This window comes from Hymenobacter sedentarius (genome assembly GCF_001507645.1).
Classification (GTDB): Bacteria; Bacteroidota; Bacteroidia; order Cytophagales; family Hymenobacteraceae; genus Hymenobacter; species Hymenobacter sedentarius.
The window spans coordinates 1,237,630-1,259,339 of the sequence record NZ_CP013909.1 but is presented as its reverse complement, the minus strand read 5'-3'; the positions used below and the strand labels follow the sequence as shown (position 1 = coordinate 1,259,339).

The 21,710-nt window shown below is 61.3% G+C and carries 17 protein-coding genes and 1 pseudogene; 4 read left to right on the top strand and 14 right to left on the bottom strand.

Annotation, left to right across the window (positions count from 1 at the left end; translation table 11 throughout):
- Positions 1 to 26: 26 nt before the first annotated feature.
- Entirely contained in the window at positions 27 to 632 is a 606-nt protein-coding gene (locus AUC43_RS05320; protein WP_157780937.1) for a hypothetical protein, read from the bottom strand.
- A 47-nt stretch (positions 633 to 679) separates the two neighbouring features.
- Positions 680 to 2,806, bottom strand: coding sequence for a LysM peptidoglycan-binding domain-containing protein (locus AUC43_RS05315; RefSeq protein WP_068190776.1), 2,127 nt, complete (start codon positions 2,804 to 2,806; stop codon positions 680 to 682).
- Positions 2,807 to 3,255: 449 nt separating this feature from the next.
- On the opposite strand from AUC43_RS05315, the gene AUC43_RS05310 reads away from it, so the two are divergent.
- Positions 3,256 to 3,612, top strand: coding sequence for a hypothetical protein (locus AUC43_RS05310; protein WP_157780936.1), 357 nt, complete (start codon positions 3,256 to 3,258; stop codon positions 3,610 to 3,612).
- 15 nt (positions 3,613 to 3,627) lie between these two features.
- Here AUC43_RS05310 and gatA read toward each other — a convergent pair whose 3' ends face one another.
- The 3 genes from gatA to tatA are packed head-to-tail and all read right to left on the bottom strand — an operon-like array spanning position 3,628 to position 5,925.
- Positions 3,628 to 5,055: an Asp-tRNA(Asn)/Glu-tRNA(Gln) amidotransferase subunit GatA gene (gene gatA, locus AUC43_RS05305; RefSeq protein WP_068190771.1), complete on the bottom strand. Its 1,428-nt coding sequence runs from the start codon at positions 5,053 to 5,055 to the stop codon at positions 3,628 to 3,630.
- Positions 5,056 to 5,086: 31 nt separating this feature from the next.
- The gene (locus AUC43_RS20320) at positions 5,087 to 5,572 is read right to left on the bottom strand and encodes a Sec-independent protein translocase subunit TatA/TatB (RefSeq protein ID WP_082684920.1); all 486 of its coding nucleotides are present in this window, start codon (positions 5,570 to 5,572) and stop codon (positions 5,087 to 5,089) included.
- A gap of 14 nt (positions 5,573 to 5,586) precedes the next feature.
- Positions 5,587 to 5,925 carry a twin-arginine translocase TatA/TatE family subunit gene (gene tatA, locus AUC43_RS21835; protein ID WP_068190768.1) on the bottom strand — a complete coding sequence of 113 codons (339 nt, stop codon included), beginning with the start codon at positions 5,923 to 5,925 and terminating at the stop codon, positions 5,587 to 5,589.
- Positions 5,926 to 6,198: 273 nt separating this feature from the next.
- Here tatA and AUC43_RS05290 point away from each other — a divergent pair, with 273 nt between their 5' ends.
- Complete coding sequence (locus AUC43_RS05290; RefSeq protein ID WP_068190766.1) at positions 6,199 to 7,143, top strand: GAF domain-containing DNA-binding protein; 945 nt, start codon at positions 6,199 to 6,201, stop codon at positions 7,141 to 7,143.
- A 243-nt stretch (positions 7,144 to 7,386) separates the two neighbouring features.
- Here AUC43_RS05290 and AUC43_RS05285 read toward each other — a convergent pair whose 3' ends face one another.
- The 7 genes from AUC43_RS05285 to AUC43_RS05255 form a co-directional block, all read right to left on the bottom strand.
- The gene (locus AUC43_RS05285) at positions 7,387 to 8,880 is read right to left on the bottom strand and encodes a murein hydrolase activator EnvC family protein (RefSeq protein ID WP_233254114.1); all 1,494 of its coding nucleotides are present in this window, start codon (positions 8,878 to 8,880) and stop codon (positions 7,387 to 7,389) included.
- Between the two features lie 69 nt (positions 8,881 to 8,949).
- A complete protein-coding gene (gene lolB1, locus AUC43_RS05280; protein ID WP_068190762.1) occupies positions 8,950 to 9,729 on the bottom strand; it encodes a lipoprotein insertase outer membrane protein LolB1 in 780 nt (259 codons plus the stop codon).
- Positions 9,722 to 11,539, bottom strand: a complete 1,818-nt coding sequence (locus AUC43_RS05275; protein ID WP_082684918.1) for a tetratricopeptide repeat protein — start codon at positions 11,537 to 11,539, stop codon at positions 9,722 to 9,724. Before AUC43_RS05275 ends, lolB1 begins: the two co-directional genes overlap by 8 nt.
- A 113-nt stretch (positions 11,540 to 11,652) precedes the next feature.
- Complete coding sequence (locus AUC43_RS05270) at positions 11,653 to 12,663, bottom strand: sugar phosphate nucleotidyltransferase (protein ID WP_068190760.1); 1,011 nt, start codon at positions 12,661 to 12,663, stop codon at positions 11,653 to 11,655.
- A 62-nt stretch (positions 12,664 to 12,725) separates the two neighbouring features.
- Positions 12,726 to 13,160 carry a dUTP diphosphatase gene (gene dut, locus AUC43_RS05265; protein ID WP_068190758.1) on the bottom strand — a complete coding sequence of 145 codons (435 nt, stop codon included), beginning with the start codon at positions 13,158 to 13,160 and terminating at the stop codon, positions 12,726 to 12,728.
- A gap of 66 nt (positions 13,161 to 13,226) precedes the next feature.
- Positions 13,227 to 14,738 carry an MATE family efflux transporter gene (locus AUC43_RS05260; protein ID WP_068190756.1) on the bottom strand — a complete coding sequence of 504 codons (1,512 nt, stop codon included), beginning with the start codon at positions 14,736 to 14,738 and terminating at the stop codon, positions 13,227 to 13,229.
- Between the two features lie 96 nt (positions 14,739 to 14,834).
- Positions 14,835 to 15,626, bottom strand: coding sequence for an enoyl-CoA hydratase/isomerase family protein (locus AUC43_RS05255; RefSeq protein WP_068190754.1), 792 nt, complete (start codon positions 15,624 to 15,626; stop codon positions 14,835 to 14,837).
- A gap of 237 nt (positions 15,627 to 15,863) precedes the next feature.
- On the opposite strand from AUC43_RS05255, the gene mscL reads away from it, so the two are divergent.
- Together mscL and AUC43_RS05245 are read left to right on the top strand one after the other, a co-directional pair.
- Positions 15,864 to 16,292 carry a large conductance mechanosensitive channel protein MscL gene (gene mscL, locus AUC43_RS05250; RefSeq protein ID WP_068190752.1) on the top strand — a complete coding sequence of 143 codons (429 nt, stop codon included), beginning with the start codon at positions 15,864 to 15,866 and terminating at the stop codon, positions 16,290 to 16,292.
- 236 nt (positions 16,293 to 16,528) lie between these two features.
- The gene (locus AUC43_RS05245; protein WP_068190750.1) at positions 16,529 to 16,975 is read left to right on the top strand and encodes a hypothetical protein; all 447 of its coding nucleotides are present in this window, start codon (positions 16,529 to 16,531) and stop codon (positions 16,973 to 16,975) included.
- Positions 16,976 to 17,052: 77 nt separating this feature from the next.
- Here the strand turns inward: AUC43_RS05245 and infB are convergent, their stop codons facing one another.
- Positions 17,053 to 20,109 (bottom strand): translation initiation factor IF-2, encoded by a 3,057-nt coding sequence (gene infB, locus AUC43_RS05240; RefSeq protein WP_068190748.1) that lies wholly within the window; start codon positions 20,107 to 20,109, stop codon positions 17,053 to 17,055.
- A gap of 358 nt (positions 20,110 to 20,467) precedes the next feature.
- A pseudogene (gene nusA / locus AUC43_RS05235) lies at positions 20,468 to 21,700 on the bottom strand (transcription termination factor NusA); the annotation flags it as partial.
- Between the last annotated feature and the right edge of the window lie 10 nt (positions 21,701 to 21,710).

Sequence of the window (21,710 nt, the reverse complement as noted above, 5' to 3'; positions counted from 1 at the left end):
ATTTGCGAAACTTACGCGGCCGGAGTCTAATCCGGCATTTTCAGATTTTTAAACTCGCCCGTCAGGGTCACGTCTCCAATGCGCCGCTGCGAGCTGGGGGTAGCCGGCGTTTGCTGTGGGTCACGCACGTCCTTCAGCACCACCCGGAAGTTGCCATCGGCCATTTTGGTAGCTGTGTTATATGCCGTTACCTGAAAGCTGCCCGTCGTGTTGCTGCTATCGTAGTCGCCGGTGACAATGGTAGTAAAATTTGCGCTACTCGGCGTATACTCCAGCCTCGACGACAGGTCATTCGACGTGTTCTGCGGGCTGATAAAAGTATACGTGCCAATTACTCCCGTTTTCAGCTTTTGCTGCGGCAGGGCAAACAGGATTTTACTCTTGTCGCCGGCAATGGCCTCAAAGCCCAAATACAGGTAGCCGGATGGCTTTCCATCCGTGTAGGCATTGCCCGTGCAATCACTATTTAAGTAGCCCCGCAAATACGTATAACCGGCATTTCCATCGAACTGAAGCGTAAGCTTCACGTCGGCCACGGCCGTGCTCATCACCGGCTGAATATCTGGATTATTACCACAGGACACCAAAAAGGCCAACGTGAGAGCTAGTAGAACGGCAGATATTCTTTTCACTAGGACTGAGGAATATTTAATGAAAGGTGAGCAAAGATATTGTAGCGCTACCCTTGCGGCACCAGCAGCTTCTGGCCCAGCTTCACCTCGTCGGAGGTGAGGTGGTTGAGCTCGCGCAGCACCTTCACGCTCACCCCAAAGCGGCGCGAAATGTTAAACAAGGTATCGCCCGGCTGCACCAGGTGGATCTGCGGCGCCCCCAGGGACTGCCCCGGGGCCCGGGCCGGCTCGGCAGCCGCCACGGCTTTGGCAGTTGCTTTGGCCTGCTTGCGCGGGGCTTCGGGCGCAGCATCAGCGGCCGGCGCCTCGAATACCAACCGCTGTCCCGCGGCCACCGTTTCCGAATCCAGCCCGTTCCACGCCACCAGTTGAGCCACGCTCACATTGTGCTGGTGGGCTAGTTTGGTCAGGTTGTCGCCTTTGCGCACCGTGTAAGCACCGGTGGGCTGCTCGGCCGAAACCGGTACGGAGTCGTCGGCGGCTTCGGCGGCCTGGGCTTGCGCCAGGCGGCGGGCTGCCGCCCGAGCCTGTACTTCGGCTGCCGCTTGCTTGATGGCCTGCCGCTGCCGAATGGCCACCAGGCGCGCTTCCTGCGCTTTTTCCTGGCGCGCTATGTCCTGCAACCGCGCCACCTCGCGGGCATTGGCTTCGGCTTGCGCCTTGCGGGCGGCTAGCTCTTCGGGCGAAACAGTTGGGCGCAGCGGCCGCGCAACAACGGCGACGGCTTCAGGCGCGGCGGCTGCTTCTGTAGCCGGCGTGGGGGTGCGCGGCGCCGGCAGGGGCACAAATATCACCAGCTGCTTGCCGGGCTTGAGCGGCCGGCCTTTGGGCAGCTCGTTCCACCGGCGCAGCTGCGCCTGGCTTACTTCAAATCGCTCGGCCAGACTGGCCAGGGTTTCGCCCCGGCGCACTTTGTGGGGCACCCGCCGGAAGCGCGGCGCGGCGTCTTCCTCGCCGACGCGCGGGCCTTCGGTGGCCGCCAACAGCGGCCGACTCGTCCACGGCTCCACGCCTTCGAGGCGCGGGGGCAGGAAAGCCAGCGGCAGCGGCAGGGCCTCTGTGGGCTGGCAGTAGTCCAGCAAAGTAGCCCGGTCAACATCGCCCAGGTGCTCGGCAGCGGCAGCCGGGTACCGCACCACGTAGGGGCGGTACCCGGCCGGCAGCGCGGCCCGCCGCAGTTCCGGGTTGAAGCGGCTGAGGTACAAGGAGTCTTCGTACCCGCAGGCCCGGCTCAGGCGGCGTAGGTCGAACGCCTGACCCCGCAAGCCCAAAGTATCCAGGGGTTCGGCGCGCTGGTAGTTCAGGTTAGCGGTGCGCAAGCCGTGGGCTTCGGCGTATTTCATGCTATACATGATGGCCGTGAAGGTGGGCACGTAGTTGCGCGTTTCGGCCGGCATGTGCGGGTACAGGTCCCAGAAGGTCTTCTTGCCGGTGCGGCGCATCACGCGCTGCACGCTGCCGGCGCCCCAGTTGTAGGCCGCCAGCACCAGCTCCCAGTCGTGAAACACGCCGTAGAGGTAGCGCAGGTGCTTGCAGGCGGCTTCGGTGGCTTTTTCAGGCGCCATCCGCTCGTCTATCCACTCGTCGCGTTTCAGGCGCAGGTCGCCGGCGGTGGGGCCCATAAACTGCCACAGGCCGGTGGCGCCCACCGGTGACTTCGCTGTAGGAATCAGGGCCGATTCCACCACGGCCAGGTACTTTAAGTCGAGGGGCAGGTTGTACTGCGCCAGGTACTTCTCGAAGAGGGGGAAATACAGGTTTTCGCGCTCCAGCACCCGCTGCAGGTAGCTGCGGTTGCGGGCCGTAAACAGCGTCACGTAGGCCATCACCGAGTTGTTGAACTGGTGGGGCACGTCGGTTTCGAAGCAGCTCACCCGGTCGCACACTAGGTCGCGCATGGTAGGGGGCGTGCGCAGCCACTCCAGGCGCGCCGAGTCGATGGCCTCCGGGCCCATGGGCGCGGCCACCAGCGAATCGGGCTGCAGCTCCAGGCGCACCCGCACGGTATCGCCCAACAGCGCTGGCATGGTGGAGTTTACCGGGTCCGCAGCGCTGGGCTTCGGCACTTGTTGGGCCTTGGTGTCTGTCGTTTTCAGCAGCAGCCAAGGCAGCACCAGCGCGAGCCACAGACGGCCACCCCGGATTGTTTTCACTCGCATAATCCCTTGCTTCATAGCACTAAGGTAGAGCAAGGGTAAAGAAGTTGTATAGGTTGGATATACAATTCCCTATAAAATTCGGTTGGCCAAGCCCGTTGAGCTACTCCAAATAAGGCTCATTCAGCAAGCCTTGCCCAAGTCTTTCACGCCCTAGTTACTGGGGCCCGGCAGCGGCTTGTGCCTCTTCAAAACACGTGCTTGTTCGCAGTGCGGGAAACAAGGCTCGCTGCTCCTCAACCACAGCCAGCAGCTCCCCCATTGTGGTATTTTTTATAAATGCTTACCACCGCGGAGTGTTGAATTCAGCTCTTTCGCGCACAACTGTCCGCCCGGAATTCTCCCAACTCTATCTCGCAACGTTTTCTCCTTACCACTGGACGTCTCCAGAAACTATGTACCTTTCGCCCTACGGCAGCCCTTTTTTCGGACTGACACGCTAAAGCCAATTACCAACAAGCCTCAGTATGAAAGTCGGAAAATTTCTATTGTTCGCGCTGTTCATTGCCTTCTTTACCCTGGCAGCAAGCGGATGCAAAAAGTGCAAAGGCGAACAGCCCCGGGCCCGCATTACCAACAACGGCACCCAAAAGGCCAGCGTCCAGGTGAAAACGTCAGGCGGCAATACCATCAACATCAATAACGTGGACCCCGGCACGTCGTCGGAATACGCCAGCTACGCGCCAGGGCAGGTCACGTTTACCATCACGGTAAACAATGTTAACTATGTCAAAACCACGGACATCAGCACGTGCTACCAGTACGACATCGCCATCGACCGGGCCAATGTTATCACGGTAAACGGCACGGACCGCAACGACTAGCGGCCCGGCCGTGGGCTACGCCAGCACCTCTTCCGTAAGCACGCTGGCAAAAGCCAGTAGCTCGGCTTCACGGAAAGCACCGGCCATCACCTGCAAGCCGATTGGCAAGCCGGCGGCATCCTCCCCTACCGGCACCGAGATGGCCGGCACGCCCGCCAGCGAGGCCTGCACCGTGAAAATGTCGGCCAGGTACATGGACACGGGGTCCTGCTTCTCGCCAATTTTGAAGGCCGTGGTGGGCGTGGTGGGCAGCACCAGGAAATCGTACTGGCGCAGCAGCTCGTCGGTTTTGTCCTTAATCAGCCGGCGCACGCGCTGGGCTTTGGTGTAGTAGGCGTCGTAGTAGTTGGCGCTGAGCACGAAGGTGCCCAGCAGAATGCGCCGCTGCACCTCGGCTCCGAAGCCCTGGGCGCGGCTCTTTTTGTAAAGCGACTCCAAATCCGTGGCATCTGGGGCGCGGTAGCCGTACTTCACCCCGTCGAAGCGGCCCAAGTTGGAGCTCGCTTCGGCCGTGGTGAGGATGTAATAGGTCGGAATCATGAAATCGAGGTACGGAAAGTCCACGGCCTCTACCACGTGGCCCTGGCCGCGCAGGATGTCGAGCTGGGTTTCCAGCGCAGCCTTGATTTCGGGGTTCAGGCCTTCGCTGTCGATGGCGTCGGCGATGTAGCCGATGCGGTAGTGCGGCGCGGGCGTGAGCTGCTGGCTGTAGGCCGGCACCTCGCGCTGACTGGCGGTGCTGTCCATGCCGTCGGGGCCGGCCATTACTTCCAAAAGCAGCGCGGCGTCCTGCACCGAGCGGGTGATGGGCCCAATCTGGTCGAACGACGACGCAAACGCCACCAAGCCGTAGCGCGAAACACGCGAGTACGTGGGTTTTAGCCCAACGACACCACAGAAGGCGGCCGGCTGACGCACCGAGCCACCGGTATCGGAGCCGATGGAAGCCAGGCACATATCGGCCTGCACGGCCACGGCCGAGCCGCCCGACGAGCCGCCGGGCACCCGGTCGGGGTCGGCAGCGTTGCGGGCCGGGCCGAAGTAGGACGTTTCATTTGAGCCGCCCATAGCAAACTCGTCGCAGTTCTGCCGGCCGATGATGATGGCGTCGGCGTCGAGTAGGCGCTGCACGGCCGTGCCGGTGAAGAGCGACTTAAAGCCGTCGAGCATCAGGCTGCTGCTTTGCAGCGAGTGCCCGGCGTACGCCAGCACGTCCTTGATGCCGAGGACCATGCCGGCCAGCGGTCCGGCCGTGCCGGCAGCCAGCTTGGCGTCCACGGCATCGGCCTGGGCGCGGGCCTCGTCGGGCCACACCTCCAGGAAGGCGTTGAGGTGCTGCTGGCGCTCGATGTTGCCCAGGTAATACTCAACGAGCTGCCGGCAGGACGTGGTGCCCGCCGCCAGCTCGCTACGAACTTCGGATAAAGAATGAAAACGCTTCAAACTACTTGCAGATTAGGTGGCCGAAAAGGCGTTATGCGTTGGGATTGGGCGACGCCGGAATGTAGGGCTGCCGGGGCTGGGTGCCTTCGGGCGCCAGGTTGGGCGGCAGCGTGGGCGCCACGGGCGGCGCCGGCTCGTCGGCTTTCTTCTCAAAAGAATAGTCGGCATCGGCCGTGGGCGCAACGGAAGCCGTGGCGGGCGCCGCCCAAGGCTCGAGCCCCGAGCCGGTATCGGCTACCGGCGCCGGAGGCACCGCAGGGGCAGGCGCGGGGTAGTGGTTCTGCGCGTCGTAGGTGGGCTGGGGCTGCGGGTAGTTGGGCGGCGTGGGCTGGCCAGCCTGCTCAAACTCGCGGCGGATTTCGGTGCTGGCGTCCTTGAACTCGCGGATGCCTTTGCCCAGGCCCCGCGCCAGCTCAGGAATCTTATTGGCCCCAAAGAAAATGAGGATGACGACCATTATCAGCATGAGCTCGGAGCCGCCGATGTCGCCTAGGAAGAGGATGAAAGGAGTTTGCATGACAATACGGGCGCTTAGTGGCGCGGCTGATTATTCGGGTCGTTGGGGTTGAAAACGGGGGGCACCGGCTGCTGGTAGCCCTGCTGCGGCGCCGCTCCCGGCTGGGGGTAGCCTTGCTGGGGATAGGGCTGCTGATAAGGCGGCTGCACGGGCGGAGCCGTGGGCTGGTCGCGGAACTGAGGCTGCTGGCTCTCTTCCGCCTTGCTGGCGTCCTTGAACTCACGCACGCCTTGGCCCATACCTTTGAACAGCTCGGGAATACGCTTGGCCCCGAACAACAGGATGACCACAAACAGGATAAGCAGCATTTCGGTTGTTCCGAAGCTACCAATTAGAAACAGGGAATGAAGCATGAACGGGAGGGCGATGGGGCCCGGTTAGGGTGATAAAGGAAGATATACGTAGCCAAACACCTTTTGGAGTCTCAAAGATACCCGATAGTAAGGTTTTAGCAGATGAAGCCGAGCTTTCGCGAGTAAATTGAGCAGGTTGGCCGCGCGTAGTTTGCGGTTGAGCGGAATCCGATGGCCCACGTCCGTCCACCGATTAGCTTTGTAACCTTTTCACTTCGAGCTTTATCGGCCTACCGGGGCCGGCACCGAAACACCATTACTTTACCATACCACGTGACCCCACCCAAGCGTACCACCCAAGCGGATTCGGCCCTGCGCCAAGTAAACGAGCCGGAACGCATGGATGTGCTTCAGAGCTACCAGGTGCTGGACACTGCCCCGGAGCCGGTCTTTAACGACCTGACGCAGCTGGCGGCGTTTATCTGCGGCACGCCCATGTCGCTGGTGTCTTTGATTGACGGGGAACGGCAGTGGTTTAAAGCCAAAGTGGGCCTGAACGCCAGCGAAACGCCGCGCGAGCACGCCTTCTGCCAGTACGCCATGCGGGCCAGCGACGTGTACGAAGTGCCCGACGCCACCGCCGACGCCCGCTTTGTTAACAACCCGCTCGTGACCGGCGACCCCAACATCCGCTTCTACGCGGGTGCGCCGCTGCTATCGCCCGAAGGCCAGCCCCTGGGCACGCTCTGCACCCTCGACACCGTGCCCCGCGAGCTAAGCCCCGACCAGCGCGAGGCCCTGCGCATCTTGGCCCGTCAGGTAATGGCCCACCTGGAGCTGCGGCGCGTCCGCCTTCAGCTCGAAGACGAACGCCAGAAGCTCGAAGGCGTGCTGCGCATGGCCAACAACTCCGGCGATTCGCTTTACGCCAATACCCGCTCAGAAATTTTTGTCAAGCAGGACCAGCGCCTGGTGCGCATTGCCACCGCCGACCTGCAGTACGTCGAAGCGCTGGGCGACTACGTGAACCTGTACACCACCCGCGAGCGGCTCACGGTGTACGGCACCATGAAGGACCTGGAAACCAAGCTGCCGGTTCGCGACTTTGCCCGCGTGCACCGCAAGTACATTGTGCGGCTCGACCGCATTGTGGCCATCGAGGCCGATGTGGCCCTGCTCGATGGCGTGCGCGACGCCAGCCTGAGCCGCTTGCCGGTGCGGGTGCCCATCGGTAGCTCCTACAAACCCGGCCTGCTCGGGCGGCTGAATCTGGTGTAGGCGGCTGGCCTGCGCAGCGGCCTTGCTGCTGGCATAGGCAAATCGAACGTTCGCCGCTCCAATCCGGCGATTCGCCGAAATACGCTCCGGCGACGGCCCAGCTCCGACCACCTTTGTTCTGGTTATCGGGAGCAGCTGGCTAATGGCCACTTTTGCCGACAGCTAAGTTTGTTTTCATAGCTCAGAAAGACCCGCACCTTTGGTTCGGGTTTTTTTTTGAGCTAGCCTTACCGGCCAGGCCCGCTAGCGGTGGCCCAACCAGCTTTCCGGATTAAGGTTGGCCGAGTTGTGCCACACCTGAAACTGCACTTCCGATGTGCCTTCGCCATCAGTAGCCACGGTGCCGATGACCTCCCGGGCGCTCACGCGCTGGCCTTCGTGCACGTTCACCGACCGCAACTTGGCATATACCGTGAAGAAGTCGCCGTGCTGAATCATCACGATGGTGTTCATGCCGGCGATGTTGGCAATGGTGAGCACCTTGCCGTCGAAGCAGGCCCGCACGGCCTCGCCGGCACCGGTCTGGATGTCGACGCCCCGGTTTTCGACGGTCACGTTTTTCAGCACCGGGTGCGGGTGCCGCCCAAAGCGCTGGCTGATAAACCCACGCCCCACGGGCCAGGGCAGCCGGCCGCGGTTGCCGGCAAAGGAAGACGACAGTAGCGCCGTTTCGGGCGTGAGGGCCACGCGCACGGCCCGGCGGTCGGCCGCGGCCTCGGCGGCCGTTTCGGGCGCGTCGGATTCGGGCGCGGCCGTGGCGTTGTCGCTTTCCGCGGCATTGGCACTGGCGGGGGCGTCGGGCTCACGGCGCGGGCTGGGGGCGGCCGCCCTGCGGGCCGCAGCGGCGCGGGCCGTCCGGGCGGCGGCCAGAGCGGCTTCACGCTTAGCAGCTAGGCGGGCCGCGCGGGCGGCGCGGGCAATTTCTTCGCGCACGCGCTCGGCAATCAGGTTGTCGAGGCGCACCACCGAGCGGCGGTGCTCTTCCAGCTCCTGGCGCAGGCCCTGCTCCTGCTGGCTGAGCTGCTGCACCATTTCATCCTCTTTGGACTTCAGGGTCAGTAGGTTTTTATTCTCGTTGAGCTGGCTGCTGAGCAACCGGCTTTTGCGTTGCTGCTGCTGCGTGAGGCCCGTGAGCTGCTCGTGCAGCCGGTACTGTGCGCCCATGATGCGGGCCGCCTGGCGCTGCCGCTCTTCGGTGTACTGCCGGATATAGCGCAGCCGCAAGGCAAACTGGTTGAACGAATCCGCCGCAAACAAAAACATCAGCTGGTTGAAGCCGCTGGCCGTTTTGGACGCCGTGTAAAGCAGACGTGCGTATTCGGCCTTTAGCTCGCTCAGGGTTTGCTGGGTTTGCAGCACCTGCTTGGCCGTTTGGTGCACGTTGGTTTCGATGCCCTGCAGCTGGGTCGAAATCCCCTGGATAACCTGCTTTTTCACCGTCAGCTTTTCGGTGATGACGTGCAGTTGGCCCAAACTCACTTTCTTTTTTTCCTGGGTTTGGTTCAGCGCCTGGCTGGTTTGCTGAATCTGGCGCAGGTTGGCCAGGCGCTCGCGCTCCAGCTGGGCCTTGCTTTTGGGGCGGGCCGTGCGGGCAGCCGTGCGCGGTTTGGCCTTGGTGCTTTTGGTGGGCTGCTTCTTGCTCCGCTGCTGGGCAGCAGCGGGCACGGCCAGCCACAAACTCAGCAAGCACAGCAGCATCCACCGCCCGCGGCCCTGCCCGGCACTGGGTTTACCCAATGTGCTCCCCTTCTTACCAGCCTGCTTCTGTACCTGATTATTCAACGTGCGCCATTCAAAACCCATTGCTTATTTCTGCCGCTTGTAGCCTTTGGGGATTACAAAGGGAAAGGCGAGGCGCTCGCGCCCGGCGTTCACCTTGGTGTAATTAATGGCCGCCGTAATCACGCCCAGCGCAGCCTGTTGAGCTTGGATAAAGGTAGCGTGCGCAAAGGGCAGGTTGGCTTGCTCATCCAGGGGCCGAAAATCGGTGTAATCAACGGTGAGGTTGCGCTTGGTGGAATCGTCGCTCACCTTGAGCTGCTGCACGCGGCCAGTAGTGGCCTGCAGCAGGCGCTCAATCATGACGCCCGCCAAGGGGTAGCTTACGCGCTGGCGGCCGGCCTCTTCGGTGGCTACTTTGGGGGTGGTGCCGGTGGGCGCCGGCAGGTAGTCGCCGAGCAGCAGCGCCTGCATCTGGGCAAAGCTGACGGGCACGTTCAGCAGTTTGCTCAAGTAGTCGTAGCCGCCCGAAAAATAGGTTTTCTCCAGCTTGTTGAGCACCCGCACCGAGTCGTGGGTGAGCACGGCGCGCACGCCCTCTACGCCTACCAGGCCCGCCGAAATCCAGATGATGCTGTCGCGGCGCATGCGCAGCGTCACGTTGGCGCCCTGCTTTTGGCCCTTCATGTTGATTTGGGCCTTGCCCTTGGCATTCAGGAAGGTAAACGTGGTGTTGGTGGCCCGCACCGACGGCTCAGCCACGGATACCGAAGTGCCCGGGCCGTTGGCCGAGGTAGTGGGTACCGCTTTGCGGTGGCAGCTGCCCAACAGCAGCCCCAGGGCCAGCAGCAAAGTGAGTTTATTCATACAGTTTTCGGTCTTTCAATTTGCGCTCCAGCAGGTCCGAAGCCACGCCCATTTTGCGGGCGCGCTGCCACTCGGCCACGGCTTTGTCCTTTTCGCCGAGCTGGTACAGCACATCGCCGTAGTGCTCCACCACGGAAGCGTCTTTGGTTTTGGGCAGGGCCTTTTCCAGGGCGGCTTTGGCGCCTGCGTAATCCTTCATTTTATACAGAACCCAGGCGTAGGTGTCGAGGTAAGTGTCGTTATCGGGAAACTGCTTCACCACCTTGCCCGACATCTGCTTGGCCTTGTCGAGCTTTTCGCCTCGCAACGACAGGAAGTAGCTATAATTGTTCAGCACCTGCACGTTGTTGGGGTCGCTGACCAGCGCGGCTTCGTAGGCCGCGTCCGACTTGGCGTAGTCCTTCATCTCGTGGTAGGCGTCGCCCAGCTGCGCGTCGAACTGGCCCAACAATTCCGGGTTGTTCACTACCAGTTTCCGGCCGTGCTCCAGGGCCTTCACGCCTTTCTGGGGCTGCTTTTTCAGCATATACGCCACGCCGTTGTAGAACCACAGCGACGCCTGGTTGGGAAACAGCTCCAGGGCACGGTCGGTGTGCACCAGCAGCGAGTCGGTCTGGTTCAGCTCCGCATCTATCAGCACCACCTGCTGCCAGATTTGGAACTTGGAGTTATCGTATCGCAGGGCTTGCAAGTACGTGTTGCGCGCCTCTTTCTTGTGCTCGGTCAGGGTTTGGATGTCGCCGGCCACGGCGTAGGACTTGGCGTCCTTGGGGTAAATCTTGATGGTGGCCGCGGCCAAGTCGCGGGCCAGCTGGTTCACCGCTTCCTTGGGGTTGGGCAACTGCTTGATGTAGCCCACCAGGATGCGCACCCGCTCGTCGATGTCCAGGGCCGGGCTGGCGAAGGCCAGCTTGAGCTGCTGGGCCGCTTCGTCGGGCTGGTTTTGCTGTCGGTACACCTCGGCCAGAATCATGTGGGCTTGGGGGTTTTCGGGCTCGAGGCGCAAGGCTTGTTGGGCTACGCGCAAGGCATCGGGCAGGCGGTTGTTGCTGGCGTACATCTCGGCCTGGGCCAGCACGTAGCGGGGCTCGTTGGGGTTGGCCCGAATGAGCTTCTCGCCTTCGGCCAGGGCCTGGTCCAGCTTGTTCTGCTTGAGGTAAATCTGCTGCTTTTTGAAGGAGATTTCGTCGACTTGCCCAAACTCCTTTTCGGCCTGCTCCAGGGTGGTCAGGGCCTCGGGCAGCTTGTTCTGGGCCAGGTACAGGTCGGCTAAGTTGAACAGGTAGCTGCCGGAGTTGGGCACCTGCTTGATGAGGGCCGCATAGGTTTTGGTGGCCCCCTCGTACTGCTTCTGGCCGGCCTGAATGGTGGCCAGCAGCAGGTAGTAATAGGCATTTTTCGGGTCGAGGCGGGTGGCGGCCTCGGCGTAGTTGGTGGCGTCGCGCAGGTTGCCGCTTTGCAGGTTGGCCTCGGCTATCTTGTAGTTGATGGCCGCGTTGTCTGGGTTCAGCGCGTAGGCCTTCAGCAGGTTCTCGAGGGCCTTGGGGTAGTCCTCCAGCAGCACGTACTTCACGCCCTCCACAAACAGGGCCTCGCTGTGCTCGCGGTCGCGCTCCGAAAGCGGCGCGGTGCCCCGTTTGGCCTGAGCCTCAGCCTGCTTCTTGCTGGCTTCGCGCTGTTGTTTTTCCAGGGCCCGCTGTTCTTTGCGGGTCAGCTTATCAGGCGGAGAGGTAGCACCCTCCATGGGCTGCGCATAGCCTACCGCTGCCAGCCCCCACCAAAACATCAGACTAAGAACAACTTGACGCATACACAATAAAACCGGACCTTGGGCCCGGCTTACGAATTTACGGGTAATAATGCCCAACGACGCGACCCTCCGCAGAAAGCCGCGTCGTTGTAACGCATTTCCGTCTTAAAATGTCACACGCGAAGCTGGTTATAATCGCCGAGACTTAAGTCGTCGGGCGTACCGGTCACGGTGGCGAAGTTGCCAATCATCGAATTGGTGATGACGGCGTTGAGCACCGAGGCCGACTGTTGCACAATCGAATTCGACAGGCGCGAGTCGCGCACATTAGCGTGGTCGCCGAGCGACACATGTGGGCCCACCACGGAATCGGTAACGATGGCGTTCTCACCGATGTACACCGGCTCGAGCAGCACCGAGTTGGTGATTTTAGCCGATGCGGCCACCAGCGACTCGCCGCGCTCCTTCAGGTACTCGAGGTAGCGCTGGTTGGTAAACACGGTGGCGTCCTTGTTGCCGCAATCCAGCCACTCGGTTACGCGGCCGGGCACGAACACCGTGCCCTTGTTCTTCATATTTTCGAGGGCATTAGTGAGCTGGTACTCGCCTTTGTCCTTGATGTCGTTGTCGAGCAGGTACTGTAGTTCATTGCGCAGGTACTCGCCGTCCTGGAAATAATAGATGCCGATAATGGCCAGGTCCGAAACAAAGTCCTGGGGCTTCTCCACAAACTCGGTAATCTGGCCCTGCTCGTTGAGCGTCACCACGCCAAACGGCCGGGGGTCTTCCACCTGCTGCACCCAGATGGTGCCGGGCACGCTGGAATCCAGCGTAAAGTCGGCCTTGAACAGCGTGTCGGCAAAGGCCACTACTACCGGGCCGCTCAGCGACTCCTTGGCGCACAGAATGGCGTGGGCCGTGCCCAGGGGCTCGTCCTGGTACACGATGGTGCCCTTGGCGCCCACCGATTCGGCAATTTTCAGCAGGCTTTTCTCCACCGCATCGCCAAAACGACCGATGATGAAGGCCACTTCTTCTACCTGGTCGCCGCACACTTTGGCAATGTCCTCCACGAGGCGCTGCACAATGGGCTTGCCCGCAATCGGAATCAGGGGCTTGGGAACGGTGAGGGTGTGGGGACGCATGCGTTTGCCCATGCCGGCCATCGGTACGATGATTTTCACAATAGAAGTATTGAAGTGGAGGATTAAATGTAGGCGAAGCTTTCGGGAATTACACTATAGCGCTAGCCCACGCCCGTGCTTCCATACCCGCCCGCGCCGCGTTGGGTTTCGCTCAGGGCCTCGGCGGGCTGCCAGGCAATGGTCTCGTGCTTGGCAACTATCAGCTGGGCAATGCGTTCACCGTCGTTCACCACAAACGGTTCGTTGGACAAATTCACCAGCAGCACCTTGATTTCGCCGCGGTAATCGGCATCAATCGTGCCTGGGCTATTCACCAGCCCAATACCGTGCTTGTAGGCCAGCCCGCTGCGTGGGCGGATTTGGGCTTCGTAGCCCACCGGGATTTCCAGGCTCAGACCCGTCGGAATCAGGGCCCGCTCCAGCGGTCCGAGCGTCACGGGCGCCTCCAGGTTGGCGCGCAGGTCGAGGCCGGCGGCGTGGGGCGTCTGGTATTCGGGTAGCGGGTGGTGCGAGCGGTTGATTACGGGAATCTGCATCAGAGAGAAGTTGAGCTAACGTGCGGGGTGCGCAAATATAGGGACGGCCCGAAGCCACCCACTCCCCTACCGGACCACCAGCGGCGCGGCCGTGCGCGGCCGCTCCACCACATACAGGGCCACCAAAAACGCTACTGTGAGCCCCGCGTGCCAGGCGTGGCGCGCCCACCAGCCATCTAGCTGCACCCACCAGCCCAACCCCACCAGCCCGGAAGCGAGCAGCAGCCACAGCCCCAACCGCAGCGCTGGGTACGGCACCGGGAAGTGCCGCTCGCCGAGCCGCCAGCACAGGATGGCCATGGTAAAGTAGCAGGCCAGCGTAGCAATGGCGCAGCCCAGGTAGCCCAATAAGGGAATCAGCAGGAAGTTGAGGACAATGGTGAGCACCGCGCCGCCAGCCCCGATGTACGTGCCGTAGTACGTTCTATCCGTGAGCTTAAACCACACCGACAGGTTGTAGTACACACCCAAAAACAGGTTGGCCAGCAGCAGAATCGGCACCACCACCAGGCCCTGCAAATACTCCGGCCGCCGCAGAAACAGCTGCCCAAAGTCTTCCACGTTCAGGCTAATGCCCACGAAAATAATGGCGCAGCACAGTGTAAACCACTTCAAAATCATGGCAAACGTGGCCGGTGAATTCTTCTCGGTGCTTTGGGCAAAGAAGAACGGCTCGGCGGCGTAGCGGAACGCCTGAATCACGAGCGACATGAAGATGCTCAGCTTGTAGCAGGCGCCGTAGATGCCCACCGCCGTGAGGCTGCTTTGGCCGGGGTAAAAGTTATCAGGTAGCCACTTGGGCAGCAGAATCCGGTCCAGGGTCTCGTTCACCATGCCCGCCAGGCCCATCAGCATCAGCGGGTAGGCATAGCCCAACAGCGGCCGTAGCACCGCTAGGTTGAGCCGAAACCGGAAGTCCAGCAGCTCGCGCCACAGCAGCAGCAGCGTGAGGGCACTGGCAAAAAGATTCGACAGGAATACGTAGCCCACCCCCACTGTGGGGTCGTAGAGGTGCGTCACCAGCGGCTGCAGGGCCGGCAGCCACTTGCCGCTGGCTACCGCCGGGCACAGCACGATAAAAAACAGGTTCAGCGCCACGTTGGCCACAATGCCCACCAGCTTGATGGTGGCAAACTTCCGCGCCTTGTTCTCCAGCCGCAGCCGCGCAAAGGGGATGGCCGTCAGCGCATCCAGCCCCAGAATCAGGGCCACCCACACCGCGTACTGCTCATGGCCGGGCGGTATCTCCAGCAGCCCCAGCAGCGGGCGCGCCAGCAGCATGAGCAGGGCCGTAAGTCCGGCAGTGCTGACCAGCAGCAGGCTCAGCACCCGGTCGTATAGCTCGCGGCGGTCGGTGCCGAGCCGGTTGGCAAAGCGGAAGTACGTGGTTTCCATGCCGTAGGTAAACACCACGTTCAGAAACGAAACGTAGGCGTAGAGCCCCGTCACCACGCCGTACTCCGCCGCCGCAAACGCCCCGGTGTATATCGGCACCAGCAGGTAAGTGAGCACCCGGCCCACAATGCTGCTGACGCCATACACGGCCGTTTGCGACGCTAATTTTTTGGCTACACTCATTCTTTCAATGAAGAATGAGGAATGAGGAATGAAGAATAAAAACGGTCGCGGGGACAGCTCTTCGTTCCTCATTCTTCATTCCTCATTGAAACAGGCTTATTTCCCGGTAAACACCGCGGCGCGCTTTTCCACAAAGGCCTGCGTGCCTTCCTTAAAGTCGTCGCTTTCGAACGCGCGGCCAAAGGATTTTGCCTCAGCCTCGTAGCCGTCGGCCTTCTTGGCGTAGTGCGCGTTCACGCATTCCAGCACCATGGCCACGGCCAGGGGCGCCTTGCCCAGAATCTTGCCCAGCAGCTGCTGGCAAAAGGCCAGCAGCTCGGCCTGCGGCACCACGTGGTTTACCAAGCCCAGGCGCAACGCCTCCTCCGCCTTCACTTGGTCGGCCGTGAGCAGCAGCTCGATGGCCTTTCCCTTGCCAATGAGCTGGGGCAGGCGCTGGGTGCCCCCGTACCCGGGCAGCAACCCCAAGTTCACTTCGGGCTGGCCGAAGCGGGCGTTTTCCGAGGCCACGCGCATATGGCAGGCCATGGCCAGCTCGCAGCCGCCGCCCAGGGCAAAGCCGTTCACCGCAGCTATCACGGGCTTGGTGCTTTCCTCAATCCGGCAGAAGGCTTCCTGCCCGCGCTCGGCTGCCCGTTGGGCCTGCGCGGGCGTGAGGGCGGCCAGCTCGGCGATGTCGGCACCGGCCACAAACGCTTTCTCACCGCTGCCCGTGATAATGATGCCGCGCACCTGCGGCTCGTCCAGCGCGTGCTGCATGGCCGCGGCTATTTCATCAATGGTGGCGCCGTTCAGCGCGTTGAGCTTGCTGGCGCGGTTGATGGTGAGCGTGAGGATGCCGCTGGCGGCGTCCAGGTCGTAGAGTAGGTTTTCGTAAGAAGCAGACATGGCGGAGAAAGGGGCCTGAATGATTTGGTCCGGCCAAAGATAGGGCACAGCCCCGCCGAGGGTCACAAGACTCCTCGTTACACTAGTCAGCTGCCCTTATTTGACACCCCAAACAAAACAGTCGGCTCAACTTTCTTTCAGAATCTGATACAAAAAGCCCAGCCAGCCCATTTATATTTAAATACTTAGATTTACCCAAAGACCTTACTTTTCTCACCCTCCTAACTGTTTACTGCAATGGGCCTTGTTTCCGAATTCAAAGAGTTTATCGCCAAAGGCAACGTGCTCGACTTGGCCGTGGGCGTCATCATTGGCGCCTCATTCGGCAAAATCGTCACCTCCCTCACCGACGACATCCTGATGCCCATCATCGGCCTGGCCCTCGGGAAGGTCGATTTCGCCAACCTCTTCGTGGCCATGAACGGCCAGCACTACGCCACCATCGAGGAAGCCAAGAAAGCCGGCGTAGGTACCATCAACTACGGCCTGTTCATTAACGCCCTTATCAACTTTCTCATCATTGCCTTCATCATCTTCCTGATTGTGAAAGCGGCCAACCGCATGAAGAAAGCGCCCATCGAAGTAGTGGCGGTGCCCGCCCCGCCCACCACCGAGCAGCAGCTGCTCATGGACATCCGCGATTCGTTGCGCGCCAGCCGCCTGTAAAGCACATTTCCATTCAGCGTGAAAAAACCGCTGCCCACCGAGTGCTGGGCAGCGGTTTTTTCGTTTTTAGCTCAAGTGTTCATTTTACCCGAGGCAGTTAAATTGTCGAATCAAAATAAGTTGCGAACTTAGAGGCGCGTTAGCAGCCAAGAAAAACACCCGCTGCATTCGTTGAACCACCTTATCCAGCCTGCCGTTAGGCTGCATCTCCCCTCTCCACGCCAACTCTTGTTGACATGAAAATTTTCCTTGCTGCCGCGCTTCTCAGTGGCTTATCGATAGCTGCTACTTCTGCTGCCCACGCGCAGACGGGGCCCGCGTTCCCAACAACCGGGCAAGGCACCAGCGAAGCCAACGCCCGCCGCAACACCGGCGTCAACGCCGAGGAGCTGGCCCGCAACCAGCGCCGCGCCGCCATGACGCCCGACCAAATCAAGCAAGACCAGCAAATGGAACTGCTGCAAGCCCGCACCGGCAACACCAGCTTCGGCCGCGGCGGTGGCCCGGAGCGCCAGTTCGATTCGAACCGCAGCGGCAACGGCTTCATTGTGCGCAAGTACAGAGCCAAAAAAGGCTTTGCCGACCTAAAGCGCGGTACCACCCACGCCGTGGGCAGTTCCAATCCTAAGGGCAAGCCCCTGGTGCATAAGAGCAAGATGAGAAAGCGCTTCTTGCTTTTCTAAGCTCAATTCAAAACCACATGAAAAAGCCCCGGCTGCATCGCAGTCGGGGCTTTTTGCTTTCGGTTGGCGCGCCGTTGTTACAGCGTGCGCTTGATTTCCTTCTCTTCGAAACCCTCAATGTTGTCGCCTTCTTGCAACTCGTTGAAGTTCTTGATGGAGATACCGCATTCGTAGCCTTGGCGAACTTCGTTCACGTCGTCCTTGAAGCGCTTGAGGTCCTGAATCTCGCCGGTGTGCAGCACGATGCCGTTGCGCACCACCCGCACGCGGGTCTTGCGCTGGAACGTGCCTTCCGTCACCATACAGCCGGCAATGGAGCCTACTTTGGTGATGTTGAACACCATCCGCACTTCGGCGTTGGCCGTCACCACTTCCTGCACCGTCGGGGCCAGCATGCCTTCCATGGCATCCTTCACCTCGTTGATGGCGTTGTAAATGATGCTGTACAGGCGGATATCAATCTGCTCCTGCTCGGCCAGCTTGCGGGCACTCTGCGAGGGCCGCACCTGGAAGCCGATGATGATGGCGTCGGATGCCGAGGCCAGTAGCACGTCGCTTTCTGAAATGGCGCCCACCCCTTTCGAGAGGATGTTCACCTTCACTTCCGGCGTGCTCAGCTTCAGCAGCGAGTCGGAGAGTGCTTCCACCGAACCGTCCACGTCGCCTTTCACTAGGATATTGAGCTCCTTAAACGAACCGATAGCCAAGCGGCGGCCGATTTCGTCCAGCGTGATGTGCTTCTTGGTCCGGATGGTTTGCTCACGGGCCAGCTGCAAGCGCTGGGTGGCGATTTCGCGGGCTTCGCGCTCCGTTTCCATTACCTGGATGCGGTCGCCGGCCTGCGGGGCACCGGTGAGGCCGAGCACCTGTACCGGCGTGGCCGGCGGCGCTGACTTCATCTTCTTGCCGCGGTGGTCCGTCATGGCTTTCACGCGACCAAAGTGCGGGCCGGCCAGGATTACGTCGCCCACATTCAGCGTACCGGTTTGCACCAGCACGGTGGTTACGTAGCCACGGCCTTTGTCCAGCGAGGCTTCAATCACGGTACCAATGGCGCCGCGGTCGGGGTTGGCTTTCAGGTCGAGCAATTCGGCCTCCAGCAACACCTTCTCGAGCAAGTCTTCAATACCAATGCCCGACTTGGCCGAAACCTCCTGACTCTGGTACTTGCCGCCCCACTCTTCCACCAGAATGTTAATCTGGGAAAGCTCCTCGCGGATTTTCTCGGGGTTAGCCGAGGGCTTGTCAATCTTGTTGAGGGCGATGATAATCGGCACCCCCGCCGCTTGCGCGTGGTTGATAGCTTCCTTGGTCTGGGGCATCACCGAGTCGTCGGCCGCTACCACGATGATGGCGATGTCCGTCACCTTGGCACCACGGGCACGCATGGCCGTAAAGGCTTCGTGACCAGGCGTGTCAAGGAAAGTAATGGGCTGGCCCGATTTGGTCCGCACCTCGTAGGCACCGATGTGCTGCGTGATGCCGCCGGCTTCGCCCTTGGCCACACTTGCGTCGCGGATGTAGTCAAGCAGCGACGTCTTGCCGTGGTCGACGTGGCCCATGATGGTCACGATGGGAGCGCGGGGGCGCAGGTCCTCTTCGCTGTCGCCGGCGTCGATGCTGATTTCTTCCTCTTCTTTAGACAGGAATTCTACATCGAAACCGAATTCGTCGGCAATTACCGTGATGGCTTCGGCATCGAGGCGCTGGTTGATGGACACGAACATGCCCATGCCCAAGCACACCTTGATTACCTCGTTCACGTTCACGTCCATCAGCGAGGCCAGGTCATTGGCCGAGATGAACTCCGTGAGCTTGAGGGTCTTGGCGTCGAGCTCGTTCTGCGCGCGCAGGGCCTCGCGGTCCTCCGCCAGCATGCTGCGCTTGTCGCGGCGATACTTCGCGCGGTTGGCCTGGCCAGTGGCTTTGTTGCCGCCGAGCTTGGCCAGCGTGGCCTTAATCTGCTCTTGAATTTGCTTTTCAGCCTGCTCCGGCGTAAGCGCGGGGGCGTTGGGCTTGGGACCGGGCTGGCCGGGACGCTGGCCGGGAGCACCGGGGCGCTGGCCGGGGCCACCCTGACCGGGTCGGTTGCCCTGGTAGCCGCCGCCTTGGCCGGGAGCACCGGCGGGGCGGTTGCCCTGGTAACCGGGGCTGGGTGGGCTGGTGGTGCTGCCGGGAGGGCCGGGCAGGCGCGTGCGCTTCTTCTGGCCAGGGCCAGCAGGCAAGCCGCGCTTGCTCACATCCGATGAAGCAATGGGACGAGGGCCACGGCCACCCGGACCACGACGGTCGTTGTTAATAGACGACAAGTCGATTTTGCCCAGAACCGTGAGGCCCTTCAGCGTATCCGACTTGGCCACGATGGTGCTGGTGTCTTCGGGTGCAGCAGCTTCGGCCACCGGGGCGACGGGAGCAGCAGCTACGGGAGCAGCCGGTGCCTGAGCTACGGGAGCCGCCGGGGCCGGTGCTACTGGCGCGGGGGCTGGTGCCACCGGTGCCGGAGCCTCTGCCTTCGCAACTGGTTGAGCTACCGGAGCAGCCACGGGTGCAGGCGCTTCTACTTTAGGAGCAGGAACAACTGGAGCTTCCACCTTCGGGGCTACCGGGGCCGGCGCGGGAGCAGCCGCCACCGGCGTTTCCGCTGGCTTGGGCTTGGCAGCCATCACGCGGCCTTTGCTGTCGAGCTCCATTTTGCCGAGCACCTTCAGCCCCGGGGCGGCAGGTGCCGTCGGAGCTGGGGTGGGCGCAGGGGCCGGAGCGGCTGCCACGGGGGCAGCTGGTGCTACCGGAGCAGGGGCCGGGGCGGGCGCCGCAGCCACAGGAGCTACTGGTGCCGCTGGCTTGGGAGCCGGGGCCGCAGCTTGTACCGGACGCGGGGCCGGAGCAGCAGGTTTGGGAGCCGCGTCGAGGTCGCTCTGGCGCTTGGCCTGAATGACTTTCTGTGCCTCCTGCCGGTCGTGGGCAGAGGCCGCGAATTCCTTCTCAAGCGAGGCAACTTGCTCACCGGTCAGCTTGGTGGTGGGCTTGTTCTCTACTTGTATGCCTTTCTTGGCCAGGGCTTCGACCACCCTGTCCATTCCAATATTCAGGTCTTTGGCCGCCTGTTGTAGCCGTTTCGGGGTTGCTTCCGCCATTCTATCTTTTCTCGCGTACGATACGCTTCTAAGTGCAAAGGTATTACATTAAATCTTGCCAGCAGGGCGCAAACCGCGCCCACTGGCACGATTTGTTACCCTTGCCGTACCGGCCGCGCGGCCGTCATTGGGCTGGCTCGGCGGGAGAGCTTGCGCCCGCATCCTCAGTCGTTGCTTGGGTTTCGTCGGTCATTTCAGCCACCAAAGGGGTGTGTTCAGGGGTTGTAGCAGTTGCGGAAGCGTGGGTAACGGCGGCTTCCTCATCGGTCGGGTTGGCTTTCGCCTCGCCGGTTTTATCCGAAGATACAGGGGTTTTGGCCGCTTCCAAAGAGCTTTCGTCAAGGTCTTCGTCGTCGGCAAATTCCTGGCGGATAATGCGGTACACATCGTCCACCATTTCTTCTTCCAGCTCGGTGCGGCGCACGATGTCGTCTTTCTTGACGGCGAGCACGGCACGGCCGGTATCCAGGCCAATTTTCTTCAATTCGGCCAGTACCCAAGGCTCGATTTCGTCCTGGAACTCGTCCAGCGAAATGTCCTCCTCGTAGTCGATGGCTTCGCGGAACACGTCGATTTCCATGCCCACCAACCGGCTGGCCAGCTTGATGTTGGCACCGCCGCGGCCGATGGCCAAGCTCACTTGGTCGGGCTTCATGAACACCGAAACCCGGCCGCTTTCCTGATTTATCTTCATAGAACCTACTTTGGCCGGCGATAGTGCCCGCGCGATGTAGAGTTCCAGGTTGTCGGTGTAGTTGATGATGTCGATGTTCTCGTTTTCGAGCTCGCGCACCACCGGATGGATGCGGCTGCCCTTCATGCCGACGCAAGCGCCCACGGGGTCAATCCGCTCGTCGTAGCTCTCCACGGCCACTTTGGCGCGCTCGCCGGGCTCGCGCACCACGTTCTTGATGGTGATGAGGCCGTCGTAAATCTCGGGCACTTCCAGCTCGAACAACCGCTCCAGGAACGCCGGCGCGGCGCGGGAAAGAATGATTTTGGGCGTGCCGTTGATGACTTCCACGCGGTGCACCACGGCGCGCACGGTGTCGCCCTTGCGGAACCGGTCCTTGGGGATTTGCTCGCCCTTGGGCATCACCAGCTCGTTGTCGTCCTTGTCCATGATAAGAGCCTCGCGGCTCCACACCTGGTACACTTCGCCGGTCACGATTTCGCCGACCTGGTCTTTGTATTTCTGGTACAGGTTGTCGCGCTCCAGGTCCTTCACGCGCTGAATCAGCGTCTGGCGAGCCATGAGCACGGCACGACGGCCAAAGTCCTCCAGCTTCACGGCCTCGGCCACCGATTCGCCGATTTCGAAGTCGGGCTCGATTTTCTGGGCTTCGGAAAGCATGATTTTATCGTGGTCCCAGATATCCTCGGAGTTGTCGTCCACGATTTCGCGGTTGCGCCAAATTTCCAAGTCACCGTTATCGGGGTTGATGATAACGTCGAAGTTTTCGTCCTGGTCGTACTTTTTGCGAATCATCGTGCGGAACACGTCGTCCAGGATGCTCATCATCGTGGGCCGGTCGATGTTCTTGCTCCGGGCAAATTCGCTAAAGGACTCGATTAATTCGTGGCTGTTCATAGAGGCAGAA

Excerpts from the sequence above, each read along its gene's own strand:
- tatA (WP_068190768.1), bottom strand. The coding sequence starts at position 5,925 with ATGCTTCATTCCCTGTTTCTAATTGGTAGCTTCGGAACAACCGAAATG.
- dut (WP_068190758.1), bottom strand. The coding sequence starts at position 13,160 with ATGCAGATTCCCGTAATCAACCGCTCGCACCACCCGCTACCCGAATAC.
- AUC43_RS05275 (WP_082684918.1), bottom strand. The coding sequence starts at position 11,539 with ATGCGTCAAGTTGTTCTTAGTCTGATGTTTTGGTGGGGGCTGGCAGCG.
- lolB1 (WP_068190762.1), bottom strand. The coding sequence starts at position 9,729 with ATGAATAAACTCACTTTGCTGCTGGCCCTGGGGCTGCTGTTGGGCAGC.
- AUC43_RS05255 (WP_068190754.1), bottom strand. The coding sequence starts at position 15,626 with ATGTCTGCTTCTTACGAAAACCTACTCTACGACCTGGACGCCGCCAGC.
- infB (WP_068190748.1), bottom strand. The coding sequence starts at position 20,109 with ATGGCGGAAGCAACCCCGAAACGGCTACAACAGGCGGCCAAAGACCTG.
- AUC43_RS05310 (WP_157780936.1), top strand. The coding sequence starts at position 3,256 with ATGAAAGTCGGAAAATTTCTATTGTTCGCGCTGTTCATTGCCTTCTTT.
- AUC43_RS20320 (WP_082684920.1), bottom strand. The coding sequence starts at position 5,572 with ATGCAAACTCCTTTCATCCTCTTCCTAGGCGACATCGGCGGCTCCGAG.
- mscL (WP_068190752.1), top strand. The coding sequence starts at position 15,864 with ATGGGCCTTGTTTCCGAATTCAAAGAGTTTATCGCCAAAGGCAACGTG.
- AUC43_RS05260 (WP_068190756.1), bottom strand. The coding sequence starts at position 14,738 with ATGAGTGTAGCCAAAAAATTAGCGTCGCAAACGGCCGTGTATGGCGTC.
- AUC43_RS05245 (WP_068190750.1), top strand. The coding sequence starts at position 16,529 with ATGAAAATTTTCCTTGCTGCCGCGCTTCTCAGTGGCTTATCGATAGCT.
- AUC43_RS05315 (WP_068190776.1), bottom strand. The coding sequence starts at position 2,806 with ATGAAGCAAGGGATTATGCGAGTGAAAACAATCCGGGGTGGCCGTCTG.